Annotated in this window: 1 pseudogene; it reads left to right on the top strand. The window is 48.9% G+C overall.

The features are described from left to right. A pseudogene (locus WAA15_RS24515) lies at positions 1-634 on the top strand (hypothetical protein); the annotation flags it as partial.

The raw sequence follows: 634 nt of genomic DNA, 5'->3' as shown, positions 1-634 counted from the left end.
TACATCGAATGTAATAACTATTACGACCGGCACACCGCCAGTAGCACCAGTAATAGCGACAACCAAGACAGAGTTGTGTGGTACAGAGACAACGACCTTGACAGCGAGTGGTTGTACGGCTACTATCAAGTGGAACACAGGGGCGACCGGTAGCAGTATAGTAGTAGGGACAGCCGGCGCAGGGACATACAGTGCAGTTTGTATGAACAATTGTGGTAGCAGCAATACATCGAATGTAATAACTATTACGACCGGCACACCGCCAGTAGCACCAGTAATAGCGACAACTAAGACAGAGTTGTGTGGTACAGAGACAACAACCTTGACAGCGAGTGGATGTAGTGCTACTATCAAGTGGAACACAGGAGCGACCGGTAGCAGTATCGTAGTAGGAACAGCCGGTGCAGGGACATACAGTGCAGTTTGTATGAACAATTGTGGTAGCAGCAATGTCTCGAATGTAATAACTATTACGACCGGCACACCGCCAGTAGCACCAGTAATAGCGGCAACCAAGACAGAGTTGTGTGTGGGTCAGACAACGACCTTGACAGCTAGCGGTTGCAACGCAACATTATCTTGGAGTACCGGAGCGACAGGTAGCAGTATCACAGTAAGTGCAGCAGGTACTTAT

It is taken from the genome of Emticicia sp. 17c (assembly GCF_037153985.1).
GTDB lineage: Bacteria > Bacteroidota > Bacteroidia > Cytophagales > Spirosomataceae > Emticicia.
This window is presented reverse-complemented; position numbering and strand designations above follow the sequence as displayed.